Source organism: Actinomadura sp. 3N508 (assembly GCF_044326375.1).
Taxonomy (GTDB): domain Bacteria; phylum Actinomycetota; class Actinomycetes; order Streptosporangiales; family Streptosporangiaceae; genus Spirillospora.
In genome coordinates this window covers 427840-442153 of the sequence record NZ_JBIRAX010000006.1, presented here as the reverse complement: position 1 = coordinate 442153, position 14314 = coordinate 427840, and the positions used below count along the sequence as shown (strand labels likewise).

Annotated in this window: 15 protein-coding genes; 12 read left to right on the top strand and 3 right to left on the bottom strand. The window is 77.2% G+C overall.

Annotation, left to right across the window (positions count from 1 at the left end; all coding sequences use genetic code 11):
* Positions 1-38 precede the first annotated feature (38 nt).
* The 8 genes from ACH34S_RS23870 (at position 39) to ACH34S_RS23835 (ending at position 6584) form a co-directional block, all read left to right on the top strand.
* Complete coding sequence (locus ACH34S_RS23870; protein ID WP_395954984.1) at positions 39-1076, top strand: NAD-dependent epimerase/dehydratase family protein; 1038 nt, start codon at positions 39-41, stop codon at positions 1074-1076.
* A gap of 37 nt (positions 1077-1113) precedes the next feature.
* Positions 1114-1806 carry a glycosyltransferase family 2 protein gene (locus tag ACH34S_RS23865; protein WP_395954983.1) on the top strand — a complete coding sequence of 231 codons (693 nt, stop codon included), beginning with the start codon at positions 1114-1116 and terminating at the stop codon, positions 1804-1806.
* On the top strand, positions 1803-2483 hold the full coding sequence (locus ACH34S_RS23860) for a TIGR04282 family arsenosugar biosynthesis glycosyltransferase (RefSeq protein ID WP_395954982.1): 681 nt from the start codon (positions 1803-1805) through the stop codon (positions 2481-2483). The genes ACH34S_RS23865 and ACH34S_RS23860 overlap by 4 nt, the downstream gene beginning before the upstream one ends.
* On the top strand, positions 2480-3103 hold the full coding sequence (locus ACH34S_RS23855) for a class I SAM-dependent methyltransferase (RefSeq protein ID WP_395954981.1): 624 nt from the start codon (positions 2480-2482) through the stop codon (positions 3101-3103). The genes ACH34S_RS23860 and ACH34S_RS23855 overlap by 4 nt, the downstream gene beginning before the upstream one ends.
* Positions 3073-4206, top strand: a complete 1134-nt coding sequence (locus ACH34S_RS23850) for a molybdopterin-dependent oxidoreductase (RefSeq protein WP_395954980.1) — start codon at positions 3073-3075, stop codon at positions 4204-4206. The genes ACH34S_RS23855 and ACH34S_RS23850 overlap by 31 nt, the downstream gene beginning before the upstream one ends.
* Positions 4203-4622, top strand: coding sequence for a hypothetical protein (locus ACH34S_RS23845; RefSeq protein WP_395954979.1), 420 nt, complete (start codon positions 4203-4205; stop codon positions 4620-4622). Before ACH34S_RS23850 ends, ACH34S_RS23845 begins: the two co-directional genes overlap by 4 nt.
* The gene (locus ACH34S_RS23840) at positions 4619-5992 is read left to right on the top strand and encodes a hypothetical protein (protein WP_395954978.1); all 1374 of its coding nucleotides are present in this window, start codon (positions 4619-4621) and stop codon (positions 5990-5992) included. The genes ACH34S_RS23845 and ACH34S_RS23840 overlap by 4 nt, the downstream gene beginning before the upstream one ends.
* Positions 5993-6125: 133 nt before the next feature.
* Positions 6126-6584, top strand: a complete 459-nt coding sequence (locus ACH34S_RS23835; protein ID WP_395954976.1) for a DoxX family protein — start codon at positions 6126-6128, stop codon at positions 6582-6584.
* Positions 6585-6655: 71 nt separating this feature from the next.
* On the opposite strand, the gene ACH34S_RS23830 is transcribed toward ACH34S_RS23835, so the two are convergent.
* On the bottom strand, positions 6656-7624 hold the full coding sequence (locus ACH34S_RS23830) for an SgcJ/EcaC family oxidoreductase (protein ID WP_395954975.1): 969 nt from the start codon (positions 7622-7624) through the stop codon (positions 6656-6658).
* 138 nt (positions 7625-7762) lie between these two features.
* Positions 7763-8761, bottom strand: coding sequence for a 3-oxoacyl-ACP synthase III family protein (locus tag ACH34S_RS23825; RefSeq protein ID WP_395954974.1), 999 nt, complete (start codon positions 8759-8761; stop codon positions 7763-7765).
* A 301-nt stretch (positions 8762-9062) separates the two neighbouring features.
* On the opposite strand from ACH34S_RS23825, the gene ACH34S_RS23820 reads away from it, so the two are divergent.
* The 4 genes from ACH34S_RS23820 to ACH34S_RS23805 all read left to right on the top strand — a co-directional run bounded on the left by ACH34S_RS23820 (position 9063) and on the right by ACH34S_RS23805 (position 13788).
* A complete protein-coding gene (locus tag ACH34S_RS23820) occupies positions 9063-10121 on the top strand; it encodes an acyltransferase domain-containing protein (RefSeq protein WP_395954973.1) in 1059 nt (352 codons plus the stop codon).
* Between the two features lie 80 nt (positions 10122-10201).
* Entirely contained in the window at positions 10202-11974 is a 1773-nt protein-coding gene (locus tag ACH34S_RS23815) for a hypothetical protein (RefSeq protein ID WP_395954972.1), read from the top strand.
* Between the two features lie 248 nt (positions 11975-12222).
* Entirely contained in the window at positions 12223-12798 is a 576-nt protein-coding gene (locus ACH34S_RS23810; RefSeq protein ID WP_395954971.1) for a TerD family protein, read from the top strand.
* A 210-nt stretch (positions 12799-13008) separates the two neighbouring features.
* A complete protein-coding gene (locus ACH34S_RS23805; protein ID WP_395954970.1) occupies positions 13009-13788 on the top strand; it encodes an HAD-IIA family hydrolase in 780 nt (259 codons plus the stop codon).
* A gap of 48 nt (positions 13789-13836) precedes the next feature.
* Here ACH34S_RS23805 and ACH34S_RS23800 read toward each other — a convergent pair whose 3' ends face one another.
* Positions 13837-14238, bottom strand: coding sequence for an ester cyclase (locus ACH34S_RS23800; protein WP_395954969.1), 402 nt, complete (start codon positions 14236-14238; stop codon positions 13837-13839).
* Between the last annotated feature and the right edge of the window lie 76 nt (positions 14239-14314).

Here is a 14314-nt window from a genome sequence, read left to right as displayed (position 1 = left end):
GCGCGTGACCGGGCGCGGCGCGTCCTAGGTTTCGTCGCATGAACGTACTGCTCACCGGGTCGGCCGGGTTCATCGGCTCGCACGTCGCCGACGCGCTGGCCGCCGCGGGCCACCGCGTCCGCGGCCTGGACCTGCGGCCCGACACGCTCGGCGGGCCGGGCCGTGGGCAGGCCGGGGACGTCCGCGACGCCGCCGCGGTCGCGGCGCGGCTGGAGGGCGTGGACGCCGTCTGCCACCAGGCCGCCAAGGTCGGGCTCGGCGTGGACGTCTCCGACCTGCCCGCCTACACCTCAGCGAACGTGCAGGGCACCGCGGTGCTGCTGGCGGAGATGGCCCGCGCGGGCGTGCGCGTGCTGGTGCTGGCGTCCTCGATGGTGGTGTACGGGGAGGGCGCCTACACCTGCCGCCGCGACGGGCCCGTCCGGCCCGCGCCCCGCCCGCAGGAGGCGCTGCGCGCGGGCCGGTTCGAGCCCGAATGCCCGGCCTGCGGGCTCGCGCTGGACCCCGGCACGGTCGGTGAGGACGCCGCGCCCGACCCGCGCAACGTCTACGCCGACACCAAGCTCGCGCAGGAGCACCTGGCCGCGTCGTGGGCGCGCGCGACCGGCGGGACCGTCGCGGCGCTGCGGTACCACAACGTGTACGGGCCGCGGATGCCGCGCGACACCCCGTATGCGGGCGTCGCGGCGATCTTCCGGTCGCGGCTGGAGGGCGGGCGGGCGCCGCTGGTGTTCGAGGACGGCGGGCAGCGCCGCGACTTCGTCCACGTCCGCGACGTCGCCCGCGCGAACGTCCTGGCGCTGGAGCACGCCGCCGCCGGCACCGGCCCGCAGCCCGGGCTGCGGGCCTACAACATCGCCAGCGGCACGCCGCGGACCGTCGGGGACATGGCCGCCGCGCTGTCGGCCGCGTTCGGCGGGCCCGCGCCGGAGGTCACCGGCGGTTACCGGCTCGGCGACGTCCGGCACATCGTCGCGTGCCCCGACCGGGCCCGCCGCGAGCTGGGCTTTTCCGCCGCGGTGCCGTTCGCCGACGGGATGGAAGAGTTCGCCCGGCGGCGCGTCACCAGTTCGTAAGGGTTCCCGGGCCGTCACCGAGAGTAGCGTCTGTGGTGTGATCGATGTGGTTCTCCCGTGCCTCGACGAGGCCGAGGCGCTGCCCTGGGTGCTGTCCCGGATGCCCGCCGGGTTCCGCCCGCTGGTGGTCGACAACGCCTCCACCGACGGCTCCGCGCGCGTCGCCGCCGACCACGGCGCGCGCGTCGTGCACGCGCCCGAGCGCGGCTTCGGCGCCGCCTGCCACCGGGGGCTGCTGGCCGCCCGCACCGACGTCGTCTGCGTGATGGACGCCGACGCGTCACTGGACCCGGCCGAGCTGCCGCGCCTGGCCGCAGCGCTCGACGCCCTCCACACCGCCGGCCCGCCCGGCCCGGGAGCGCAGGGCGTTCCGGGGCTGGTGCTGGGGCGGCGGCGGCCGTCGGGGCGGGGCGCGTGGCCGCCGCACGCGCGGCTCGGCAACGCCGTCCTGGCCCGGTCGCTGAACCGGCGCGCCGGGACCCGGCTGCACGACCTCGGGCCGATGCGCGCCGCCCGCCGCGACGCGCTCCTCGCGCTCGGGCTGACCGACCGCCGGTTCGGCTACCCCCTGGAGATGGTGCTGCGCGCCGCCCGCGCCGGCTGGCGGATCGGGGAGATCGACGTCGCCTACCGTCCCCGCACCGGCGCCTCGAAGGTCACCGGCACGCTCGGCGGGACGGTCCGCGCCGTCCGCGACATGCGCCGCGTCCTCTCGGAGGTCGCGCGATGAGCGGCCAGCACGCCGACCCGGACGCCGGCCCGGTCGCCGATCTGATCGTGATCGCCAAGGAGCCGGTGCCCGGGCGCGTCAAGACCCGCCTGACACCCGCCTACACCCCCGCCGAGGCCGCCGTGCTCGCCGAGGCCGCGCTGCGCGACACCCTCACCGCCGTCGCCGCCGCCCCGGCCGGGCGCCGCACCCTCGTCCTCGACGGGACGCCCGGGCCGTGGCTGCCCGCCGGGTTCACCGTCACCGCCCAGCGCGGCGGCGGCCTGGACGAGCGCCTGGCCGCCGCGTTCACCGACGCCTACCACGCCTACGACGGCCGGCCGCTGGTGCTGATCGGCATGGACACCCCGCAGGTCACCCCCGCGCTGCTCACCGCCGCCGGGCGGGCGCTGGCGCGGCACCAAGCGGTGTTCGGCCCCGCCGCCGACGGCGGGTTCTGGCTGCTCGGGCTGCGGCGCCCCGACCCGGCGCTGCTGCGCGGCGTGCCGATGTCGCGGCCCGGGACCGGCGCGGCGCAGCTGGCGCGGCTGCGCGCCGCCGGGCTGCGGATCGCGCACCTGCCCAGGCTCACCGACGTCGACACCCCCGCCGACGCCGCGGCCGTCGCCGCCGCCGCGCCCTCCGGCCGGTTCGCGGCGGCGGTGCGGGCACTCGGCGTCAGGACCGTCCCGGCATGATCGGCGAACTGTACGAGGACGCGCTGCGCGGCGGCGGGCCCGTGGAGATCGAGCACGCCGACGGGCGCCGCCGCCCGCTGCCCGTCCAGGACTGGCTCGCCGCCCGGCCCGGCGACGGCGGGCTGCTGGCCCGCTGCGCGGGCGCGACCCTGGACGTCGGGTCCGGGCCCGGCCGCCTCACCGCCGCGCTCGCCCGCCGCGGCGTCCCGGTGCTGGGCATCGACCTCGCGCCCGCCGCCGTCGCGCTGACCCGCCAGGCGGGCGCGCCGGCGCTGTGCCGGGACGTGTTCGGCCGCGTCCCCGGCACCGGATGCTGGCGCACCGTGCTGCTGGCCGACGGCAACATCGGCATCGGCGGCGACCCGGCCGCGCTGCTGCGCCGCGTCCTTTCGCTTCCGGCGCCCGGCGGGCGGGTCCTGGCCGAGGTCGACCCGCCCGGCGCCGCGTCCCGCGCCGAGCCGCTGCGGCTGCGGTCGGGCCGCGCGGTCGGCGAGTGGTTCGCGTGGGCGCACGTGTCCGCCGACGCCGCCGCCGCGCTCGCCGCGGCGTGCGGCGCGGCCGTCACCGAGACGTGGGAGGAGGCGGGCCGATGGTTCGTCGCGCTGTCCCCGCGGCGCTGACACGCCTGCCGGGGCGCTTCACCAGCCGGCTGCACGACGAGCGGGTCACGGCGTGGCTGGGCATGGCGCTGGGCGTCAGCGTCCTGTCGGCGTTCGCGACCGGGCTGATCTCCCACTTCATGCAGCACCCGCCCGGCTGGGCGCGGTGGCCCTCGCGGCCGGTGAACCTGTACCGGGTGACGCAGGGCGTCCACGTCATCGGCGGGCTGGCGACCGTGCCGCTGCTGCTGGCCAAGCTCTGGACCGTCTACCCGAGGCTGTGGCAGTGGCCGCCGGTCCGCTCCGCCGCGCACGGGCTGCGGCGGCTGCTGGTGTTCGTGCTGGTCGGCGGGGCGCTGTTCCAGTTCGTGACCGGGGTGCTGAACATCGGCTACTGGTATGCGTTCCCGTTCCTGTTCACCACCGCGCACTACTGGACCGCCTACATCGTCGCCGGGGCGCTGCTGATCCACGCCGCCGACGAATGGTCCAAGGTGCGGCGCACGGTGATGACCCGCCCGCAGGACGCCGTCGGGCGCCGCGCGTTCCTGCTCTCCGTCGCCGGCGCGAGCGGCGTGATCACCGCCGTCACGGTCGGGGAGGCGTTCGCGCCGCTGGCGCGGCTGGCGGTGCTGGCGCCGCGCCGCCCCGGGACCGGGTCGCAGGGCCTGCCGGTCAACAAGTCTGCGGCCGCCGCCGGGGTGAGCGCCGCCGCCCGCGACCCGCGATGGCGGCTGACGGTCACCGGCGCCGTCCGCCGCGACGTCGTCGTCTCCCTGGACGGCCTGCGCGCCCTTCCGCAGCACGCGGCGCGGCTGCCGATCGCGTGCGTGGAGGGGTGGAGCGCCGGCGCCGACTGGCGCGGCGTGCGGCTGCGGGACCTGCTCGCCCTGGCCGGCGCCGCCGGCACCGCGCGGGTGCGGGTGGAGTCGCTGCAGGCCTCCGGGCTCTACCGCACCTCCCTCCTCGACCCCGGGCACTGGCACGACCCGCTCACCCTCCTGGCCCTGGAGCTGAACGGCGAGCCGCTCGACCTCGACCACGGGCACCCGTGCCGCCTGATCGCGCCGAACCGGCCCGGGGTCCTGCAGACCAAATGGGTGCACCGGCTGGTGGTCCTGTGAGGATCGTCGCCTACGGGGCGGGGGCGGTGCTGATCGTGATCGGCGTGCGCGGCGTCGCCGTCCACCTCGCGCCCGCCGACCTGGCCGTGTGGGCGGGGTGGTTCGCGGGCGCGGCGGTCCTGCACGACGGGGTGCTGGTCCCGCTGGTGCTGGCGGCCGGGGCCGCGACGGGCCGGGTGCCCGCCGCCCACCGCCGGATCGTGCGGGCGGCGCTGATCGTCGCGGGCTGCGTGTGCGCGGTCGCGCTGCCGCTGGTCCTGGGGTACGGGCGCCGCGCGGACGAGCCGTCCCGGCTGCCGCTGCCCTACGGCCGCAACCTCGCGATCGTCCTGGCGGTGATCACCGTCGTGGCGGCGGTGGCCGTCGCGGCCCGCGCGCGCACCGCCCGCCGCGCGGGCCGGGAGGGGCGGTCGTGACCCTCACCGGCGCGCGCGAACACACCGGCGCGGCGGCGCGCGGGGACCGGCGGGACGCGCGGCGGGGGTGGTTCGCGGTCGCGGTGTGGGCGGCGGGCATCGCGGCGGCGTTCGCGGCCGGCTGGTACCTGCGCCGCGCCGGGCTCGCCACCGAGGACCCGCTGCCGCCGCTGCACGCCCGCGCCCGCGCCTGGCCGCCGACCTGGCGGCTGCTGCCGGCCGCCGCGGTCGCCGCCGCCGCGGTCGCGGCGCTGCCGATGCTGGCGGCGCGGCTGCCGTGGCGGGCGCTGCTCCCCGCCGCGTGGGCGTTCGCGGCGGCGTGGACGGTCACGCTCGCCGCCTCCGACGGCTGGGACGCCCTCACCCGCCCCCTCGACGCGCCCACCGAATACCCCGCCGGGCTGGCGCAGCTGCGGCCCGACCCCCTGACCTGGCTGGACACCTTCACCGAGCGGCTCGGCGGCTACACCACGCACGTGCGGGGGCATCCGCCGCTGCCGATGCTGGTGCTGTGGGCGCTGGAGGAGGCGGGCCTCGGCGGCACGGGCTGGGCGGCGGCGTTCATCGTCGCGGCGGGCACGTCCTCGGCCGCCGCGATCGCGGTGACCGTGCGGGGCGTGGCGGGGGAGCGGGCCGCGCGGGCGGCGGTGCCGTTCCTGGTCCTGGCGCCGCTCGCGCTGTGGATCGCGACCGCGATGGACGCGCTGTTCCTGGCCGTGGGCGCGTGGGGCACGGCGCTGCTTGCGATCGCCGCCCGCCGGACGGGGGCCGGGGGCGCGGTGGCGGTGGCGGGCGGGGTGCTGCTGGGCTGCCTGCCCTACCTGAGCTACGGGCTGCTGCCGCTGTTCGCGGTGCCGCTGGCGGTGGCGGCGCTGACCCGTCCGCGCGCGGTCATCGTGGCCGCGGTCGCGGCGGGGCTGGTGGTGGTCCCGGCGGTGTTCACGCTGCTGGGGTTCTGGTGGCCGGACGGTGTCCGCACCACCCTGGACACCTACCTGATCAGCCGCGGGTCCGCGCAGCGCTCCTACGCCTACTTCGCCGCCGCGAACCTGGCGGTGCTGGGGCTGCTGACCGGCCCGGCGGCCGCGCACGCGCTGCCGCGCGCGGCAGCGGCCCTGCGCCGCGCCGCCCGGGCGCGGGCCGCCGATCCGGCGGCCCGGGTCGCGGCGCTCGCGGGCGCGGCGCTGCTGGGCGTGCTCGCCCTGGACGCCTCCGGCGTCACCCGCGGCGAGGTCGAGCGGATCTGGGTGCCGTTCGCCGCCTGGCTCACCCTCGCCGCGGCGCTGCACCGGCCCCCGGCCCGGGCGTGGCTGGCGGCGCAGGCGGCGACGGCGCTGGCCGTCCAGGCGCTGGTCCTATCCCCCTGGTGACCGCCTCTGACCTGCACTGATACGAGCGGCGGAAAAATCTTGAAGAAAATCGGGGCGGGATGTCGATCCGGGGCCGGTCCGTGCGACGCGTCAGTGAAAGGCCGATGAGACACCGCACGGAAGGACCACCCCCATGACCGCCACCCACACCCTCACCCAGACCACCACCACCGCCGCCGCCGCCGCTGCGTCTGCCGGGGGACGTCCCGTCCTGCGCAAGGTGCTGTGGGCGCTGCAGATCCTCCTGGCGGCGTTCCTGTTCTTCGCCTCCGCGCTGCCCAAGTTCGCCGGGCAGGCCGACGCCGTGAAGACCTTCACCGAGATCGGCTGGGGACAGTGGCTGCGGTACGTGACCGGCGCCGTCGAGGCCGCCGGCGCGATCGGGCTGGTCGTGCCGCGGCTGGCCGGGCTCGCCGCCGCCGGGCTGATCGGGCTGATGGGCGGCGCCGTCCTCACCCAGCTGCTGGTGCTGGAGCCGGCGTGGGCGCTGCTGCCCGCCGCGTTCGCGGTGGTGTTCGCCGCCGTCGCGTGGGACCGGCGCGCCGAGTCCCGCGCGACGCTGCGGTCGCTGAGCCGCGTCCTTGGCCGCTGACCCCGCGCCACGCCACGGCAGAGGACCCCCGGGCCGTCGGGTCGGGGGTCCTCTGCCGTGGCGTGCCGTTCTCACGGAGCCGGTGGCGGGTCCTGCGGGATCAGGGCGCGCAGCTCGGCCGTCAGCGCCGCCGCCTCCTCCGGGCGGCCGTGGTAGGCGGCGGGCGTGCTCTGGAACAGCACGACGCGCCATTCGCCCATGAGCTGCGCCGCGGTGATGGTCTGCACGGCGTTGGCGCCGGGGTTGAGGTCGGAGGCGCCGGGCGGGACCATCCCGGCGACGGCGTGCAGCACCGCGGCGCCGGGGCCCACCAGCCGCACGTCGCGGACCGCGGCGACATAGCGGGCGGTGGAGTGGTGCGCGAAGACCTCCGCCATCCGCGCGGCGATCTCCGCGCGGCCGGTGTGCAGGCTGCCGTCGAACCCGATGCAGACGCCGTCCTCGCGGAACGGGGCGGCGAACGCGCCGCCGTCGCGGGCGTTCCAGCCCTCCAGGATCGCCCGGTACAGGCCGCGCACGGCCTCCAGCGCGCCGAGCCGGGCGGCGTAGCGGTCGTGGTGGACCTGCCAGCGCGCGGTCGTCCAGTTCGCCCAGTCGACGGCGGCGCCGTCCAGGGCCTCGTCGAGGTAGTCCAGGTGCACGTGCCAGCCCGCCATGGTCTGGACGAGGTACTCGCCCGGCAGCCGGACGTCGCTGGTGAACACCAGATGCGTGCCCTCCGGCGCGGGGGCCAGCTCCCAGCGCAGGACGCCGTGCAGGTCGGAGTCCAGCTCCAGCAGCCGCGGCGGGTCGAACGCGGTGACGGTGCCGCGCGCCACGGCCTGCTCGGCGGGGTCGGCGGCGTTGAGCCAGCGCAGCTCGAACTTCCCGCCGGCCGCGGGCTCCAGGTCGGCGTCGGCGAGCCACGCCGACAGCTCGGCGGGATCGGTCAGGGCCCGCCAGACCCGCTCGGGCGGGTGGCGCAGGCGGCGCTCGAACCGCAGCAGCGTGCGCCCGCCGCTGTGCGTGGCCGTGCCGTCGGGGGTGCCGTCGGTGGTCATGGGTCGCCTGCCCTTCCCGGTTCGCGCTCTCCGTTCACCGGCCGTGCGGGCGGGGGCGCGCCCGCACGGCTCACACCACGAACATAACTCCTTACGCATATAACTTGCAAGGCATGCTCGCAGCCGCGGGTCGGCGGGTCAGCGGGACGGTGGCGGCCAGGCGATGAGGGTGTGCCCCCAGGTGACGCCGGCGCCGAAACCGGCGAGCAGGACCAGGTCGCCGGCCGCGATCCGGCGGGTCCGGACGGCGCGGTGCAGGGCGTAGGGGAGGCTGGCGGCGCCGATGTTGCCGACGTCGTGCCCGGCGATCGCCAGCTGCGTCTCCTCCAGCCCGGCGGCGGGGGCCAGCGAGGCGACCAGCCGCGGGTTGGGCTGGTGCGGGACGACCAGCGCCAGGTCCGCGGGCTTGACCCCGGCGCCCTCGCATGCCTCGGCGACCAGCCGCGGGAAGATCTCGCCGATGAACTCGCGCACGGCCCGCGCGTCCATGCGGATGGTGTGCCCGAGCCCGGCGAGGGTGCCGGCGCCGGCGGGGGAGCGGCTGCCGCCCGCGGGGATGAGCACGTCGCCGGCGCGGGTGCCGTCCGACCCGAGCGTGACCGGGCCGAACCCGTAGGGGCCGGCGGCGGGCCCGATCACCGCGGCGGCGGCGCCGTCCCCGAACAGCGCGGCGGTCGCCCGGTCGCCGGGGTCGAGGAAGCGGGAGTACACCTCGACGCCGATCACCAGCGCGTACGGGGCGGGGCCGCGCTGGGCGGCGAGCCACCCGACGGCGGCCTGCAGCCCGTAGACGAACCCGGTGCAGGCGGCGGCGACGTCGAACGCGGCCGCGCGGGCGGCGCCCAGCAGCGCCTGCACGCGGCAGGCGGTGGAGGGGCCGAGCTCGTCGGGGGTGGAGGTGCCGAGCACGATCAGGCCGATGTCGGCGGCGGTCACGCCCGCCGCGCGCAGTGCCCGGTCGGCGGCGGCCGCGGCCAGGTCGGAGGCGGCCTGCGCGGGCGCGGCGACGTGCCGCTGCCGGATGCCGGTGCGCCGCTCGATCCAGGACGGGTCCAGGCCCAGCGCGCGCGACACCTCCTCGCTGGGCACCTTACGGTCGGGCAGATATGCCCCCGTGCCCCATATCGACCATCCCATTTTCCCATCGTCAGACGGTCCGAAATGGGTCCGGTAATGGTGCGGGTGCTGCTCGGCCCGGATCATCTCGCGCTCCCCTCGACCGGCGTCGCCGCCGGTGGTCGATGGTCGGCCCGGCCTGCCGGGCCGCCGATCCGGCCGCGCCGCCGCGGGCGCGTGACGTGCGCACACCACCGACGGTTGCCAGACCGATCCCACGAGTGAATAATCCCATTTCAGGGCCTGTGTTCCATACCTGCAAGCTATGCAGCCTTTATCCGAATAGAGACGAGAACCTTTCCTTCGAGGTAAGGAGACCCCGGTGTTCTCTGATCCCCATCCGGCCGAGGAACTCAAGCCCGACGACGCCTGCGCCTTCCTGTTCGCCGGAACCGGCTCGGCCGGGCCCCCCGACCTGCCCGCCCTCGCCCAGGCCGGGCACGGCACCGCGCGCGCCGTCGCCGACGTGCTCGACGCGGTCCAGGAGGGCCTGCCCCGCACCCGCTGGCCCTCGATGCGCGCCATCCTGCTCGACGACCCCGCCGGGTACCGGGCGGCGGCGCGCACGCCCGGCGTCGCGCAGCTGGCCGGCTACGCCGCCTCCGTCGCCGTCGACCGGGCGCTGCGCGCCCGCGGCGTCCAGCCCGCCTACGCGGTCGGGCAGAGCTTCGGGGAGATCGCCGCGCTGGTCGCCGCGGGCGCGTTCGCGATCGCCGACGGCGCCCGGATGGCCGTCAGCCTCGTCGGGGTGCTGGCGCGCCGCGGCCGCGGCGGCGGCATGGGGCTGCTGGAGACCGGCGAGGACGGCCCCGACGGCGCCCGCGCCGTCATCGGCGCCGCCGCCGAACCGCAGGTCGTGGTCGCGTCGGTGAACGCGCCGTCGGCGACGGTCATCGCCGGACCGGCCGCGCCCCTGGAGCGGGTCCTGGACGCGGCCCGCCGCCGGGGCGTGCGGGCCGTGCGGCTCGCCGTCCCCTACCTCTCGCACCATCCCGCCATGGCCGGCGCCGACGACGAGTGGTACGCGATGATCCGCCGCTACCCGCAGCGCAGGCTGGAGCTGCCGGTGCACTCCCCGGTGCGGGGACGCGCCTACCACGACGGCGACGACCTGCACCGCGCGCTGGCCGACTGCATCGTCAAGCCGGTGCGGCTGCCGGCGGCGCTGCGCGCCGTGCACGCCGCGGGCGCGAGCGTGTTCGCCGAGGCCGGCGCCGGGAACGCGCTGTGCCGGTGCGCGCGGCTGACCCTGCCCGGCGCGCGGACCCTGACCCCGCTGCGCGAGCGCCCCGACGACCGCCCGGACCGCGACCGCCCCGGCGGCGACGGCGGGTCCGGCGGCGGGCGCGGCGGCAAGGCCGACTCCTCCGCCCGCCCGTGACGGCCGGCCCGCCGGGCCCGTCCCCGCGAACGGCCCCTGCGAACACGCCCGTGAACGGCCCGAGGAAAGGATCTACCGCCGTGGAAACCTTCACCGCCGCCGTCCCCGACGAGGGCCTGCTCGGCTTCGTGCGCGGCCCGTCCCTGGACCCCAAGACCCGCACGCGGATCGCCGAGGCCGTCCCGGAGGAGTTCTTCACCTACCCCGGCGGGCTCACCGCCCGCGACCACCAGGCGCTCACCTACGACCGGCTGCGCCGCGCGGGCCTGGCCGCGCCGCCCGCGGCCGAGCTGCTGGCCGACCCGGCGGCGCTGTGCGCGCTGCTGGAACGTGCCGCGATCGCCGACCCGGCGCTGTTCCACGTGATGCTGCTGCACTACACCCTGGCGCTCGGCCCGATCCTGCGGTTCGGCGCCGCGCAGCTCACCGAGGACGCGGGCCCGGGGGAGCGGGGGGTGCGGGACGCGCACGACGCGCTCGCCTCGATGGACTCCTTCGGGACGCTGCTGATGACCGAGGTGGGCCGCAGCAACAGCCACCTGTCGCCCCGCACCATCGCCCGCCACGACCCCGCCTCGGGCGGGTTCGTGCTCAGCACCCCGGACGTGCGGGCCGCGAAATTCCCCACCAGCACCGCGCACCCGCACCTCCCCAAGACCGCCGCCGTCTACGCCACCCTCGTCCACGGCGGCGCCGAACGCGGCGTGTTCGTGTTCGCCGTGCCGCTGCGGGGACCCGGCGGCGAGGCCGCGCCGGGCGTGCGGGTCGTCGACGCGCCGGAGACGACCGGGCTGCAGGTCGACTACGCCGCCGTCCTCCTGGACGACCTGACCGTGCCCTACGGGGCGTGGCTGCGCGACGGCGCGTCCATCGCCGCCGACGGCACCTTCCACGACCCGGCCGGGTCGCCGGCGGCGCGGCTGACCCGCTCGATGGGCATCGCCCCCGCGGTGTGGCGGGCGGTGATCTCCGCGTCGGCGGCGATCACCCGCGCGTCGGCGGGCACGCTGCTGGCGCACTCGGCCGGCCGGACCACCCTCGGGCGGCTGGCGCCGCGCCGCCCGCTGACCGACTACCGCAACCAGCAGGAGGCGGTGCTCGGCGCGCTCGCCGCCGGGTACGCGCTCACCGCCGTCGCGCAGCACGTCAAGACCGCCCGCACCGCCGCCGACGCGCCCGGCGGCGGCACGGCCGGCGGGCCGCGGACGGCGTGGGCGCCGTGGTCGGCGGTCGACCGGGACCTGGCGCTGCTGAAGGCCGCCGCGACCGTCCAGGCGCAGGAGACGGTGTCGGCGTGCCGGGTGCACAGCGGCGCGCCCGGCTTCGCCGCCGTCGAGCGCCTCAACGCCTACCGGGGCCTGGCGCACGCCTACATGAACGCCGGCGGCGACAACGAGCTGATCCTCTACGACACCGCCCGCGCGATGGCCGACCTGGACCGCTACACCCCGCCCGACCCGGGCGCGGGCCCGCCCGACGGCGGCGACCTGCACTCCCCGGCCGTGTGGCTGTTCCTGGCCCGCGACGCCGAGCGGCGCATGCGCGACCGGCTCGCCGCCCGGGTCGCCTCCGCCACCGGCGGCGGCGCCGACCCGTTCACCGCGTGGAACGGCAACCTCGTCCTCGCGGCGCGGACCGCCGCCGCCTGCGCCGACCGGACCGTCCTGGAGATCCTCGCCGCCGCGGCCGGGTCGGGGCCGGGGGAGCTGGCGCCCGTGCTGGGCCTGCACGCCCTGAACCTGCTGGACCGCCGCGCCTGCGACGAGCTGGCCCCCCGCGCGGGCGCGCTGGCCGCCGCGTTCGAGCTGCCCGCCCCGCTCACCGCCCCGGCCGCGTTCCTCACCACCCCCTGACACCCCGCCGGCGCCCCACCCGTGCTCCGCCGGCGCCCGCCGATCGCTCTCCCGTCGCCCGCCCGGACGCCTACCGGACGGGCGACAGGCGGCCCCGGCCCCGCCGGCCGGGGAAGAAACCGCACGCCACGCCGTGAGTTTGCCAAGGAGGCGGGGGAACCCGCGCAAGGTGGCTACCGTTCTCGTTAGACAGACGAACACGCGCGGGTGACAACGGGCCCGCGCGGGCCGATACGGAGGTAGACACAGTGGGAGTCAGTCTGAGCAAGGGCGGCAACGTCTCGCTGACCAAGGAGGCTCCAGGACTGACCGCCGTCGTGGTCGGTCTGGGCTGGGATGTTCGGACCACGACCGGGACCGACTTCGACCTGGACGCCAGCGCTCTGGTGTGCTCGGCGGAGAGCAAGGTGCTGTCGGACCAGCACTTCGTGTTCTTCAACAACCTCAAGAGCCCCGACGGCTCGGTCGAGCACACCGGCGACAACCTCACCGGTGAGGGCGAGGGCGACGACGAGCAGATCAAGGTGAACCTGTCGACCGTCCCGGCCGACGTCGCCAAGATCGTCTTCCCGGTGTCGATCTACGACGCCGACGGCCGCCAGCAGAACTTCGGGCAGGTCCGCAACGCCTTCATCCGCGTGGTGAACCAGGCCGACAACGCCGAGATCGCGCGCTACGACCTGTCGGAGGACGCCTCGACCGAGACCGCGATGGTGTTCGGCGAGCTGTACCGCAGCGGCGCGGAGTGGAAGTTCCGCGCGGTCGGCCAGGGGTACGCCTCCGGCCTGTCGGGCATCGCGTCCGACTTCGGCGTCAACGTCTGAGCCCGCGCGGCGGACCGGCGGCGGCGCGGACGCCGGATCCGCCGGGACCGGCGACACAGCGCAGCGGGGCGTCCCGGGGCATGGTCCCCGGGACGCCCCGTTTCCGCGTCGCCCGCCGACCGCGCGGACGCCACCGGCCGCGCCCGGCGCGGCCGGGAGCGGGGGGGCGGGGCGGTCGGGACGAAGATCCCCGCCTGCGACAATGGGGGCATGAGCGAGCGCGGGCCCATCGACTACTGGCTGTCGGACATGGACGGCGTCCTGGTGCACGAGGGACGTCCCGTGCCCGGCGCCGAGGAGTTCATCCGGCGGCTGTCGGCGTCCGGCAAGCCGTTCCTGGTCCTGACCAACAACTCGATCTACACCCGCCGGGACCTGTCGGCGCGGCTCGCCGCGGCCGGGCTGCGCGTCCCGGCCGAGGCGATCTGGACCTCGGCGCTGGCGACCGCGAAGTTCCTCGCCGACCAGCGGCCCGAAGGCTCGGCCTACGTGATCGGGGAGGCGGGGCTGACGACGGCGCTGCACGAGTCGGACTTCGTGCTGACCGACATCGACCCCGACTACGTCGTGCTCGGCGAGACCCGCACCTACAGCTTCTCCCAGATCACCCGCGCGATCCGGCTGATCGAGGGCGGCGCGCGGTTCGTGGCGACCAACCCCGACCCGATCGGACCGTCCCCGGAGGGGTCGCTGCCCGCGTGCGGCGCGGTCGCCGCGATGATCACCCGCGCGACGAAGGTGGAGCCCTACTTCGTCGGCAAGCCCAACCCGCTGATGATGCGGACGGCGCTGAACGTGGTCGGCGGGCACAGCGAGCGGACCGCGATGGTCGGCGACCGGATGGACACCGACATCGTCGCCGGCGTCGAGGCGGGCCTGGAGACGATCCTGGTGCTGACCGGCGTGACCGGCAAGGACGAGATCGCCCGGTTCCCGTTCCGGCCGCACCGCGTCGTCCCGTCCATCGCCGACCTCATCGACCTGATCTGACCCGCCCCACCCGCCCGGCCCGGCCCGCGGCGGCCCGGCGGGGTGCGGTCAGCGGACGGCGCCGAGGGTGGCCATCAGGCCCAGCGCATCCGACACCACCCAGTACTCGGCGAACCGGCCCTCCTCCGCGCGGAAGATGTCCTGCCCGCGGAACGACACCGGGGTGCCCGGCGCGGCGGTGGCGCCGGGGATGCCGCCCAGGTACTCGCCGTGGAAGGTCCACCCGGCGGCGACCATCCCGTCGCCGACGACCGGCCCGGCGTCCAGGGAGGTGCGGACACCGCCGAAGGACGCGTGCGAGCGGCGGACCTGTTCGGCGGCCTCGGCCGGGCCGTGCACCTCCAGGTTCGGCCAGTGCCCGGTGAACCCCGGCGTGAGGATCTCCCCGGCGACGGCGTAGTCGCCGGTCCACACCTCGAACAGCCACCGCCGGTACAGCTCGTCCAGCATGCCCATCCCTGCGCGCTGCCCGCCGGCGCCCGCCGCAAACCCCGCCGCGGTGCGCCGCCGGCCGCGGGCGCACGCC